Genomic DNA, 329 nt, shown 5'->3' with positions numbered 1-329 from the left:
GCCGAAGAAGGACGTGGCGAACGACGAAATGCCTCGGGGAGCGGTAAGCACGCATCGATCCGAGGATGTCCGAATGGGGGAACCCGCGTGAGGTAATACTCGCGTATCCATGCATGAATACATAGTGCATGAGAAGGCATACCCGGGGAACTGAAACATCTAAGTACCCGGAGGAGAAGAAAACAACAGTGATTCCGTCAGTAGCGGCGAGCGAAAGCGGAACAGCCCAAACCAAGGGGCTTGCCCCTTGGGGTTGTAGGACGTCAACATGGCAAAAGCAGGTTAGGTGAAGCGGTCTGGAAAGGCCCGGCATAGAAGGTAAAAGCCCT

1 rRNA gene (running past one end of the window) is annotated in these 329 nt (G+C 55.0%); it reads left to right on the top strand.

Annotation, left to right across the window (positions count from 1 at the left end):
* Positions 1-329 (top strand): 23S ribosomal RNA (locus ACFFK0_RS00435) (its annotated part extends 44 nt beyond the left edge of the window); the annotation flags it as partial.

Origin of the sequence: Paenibacillus chartarius, from assembly GCF_042432825.1 — a bacterium.
GTDB classification, from domain to species: domain Bacteria; phylum Bacillota; class Bacilli; order Paenibacillales; family NBRC-103111; genus Gordoniibacillus; species Gordoniibacillus chartarius.
Note: the sequence above shows the minus strand (reverse complement) of the source record. Positions and strands in the feature narration are given on the sequence as shown.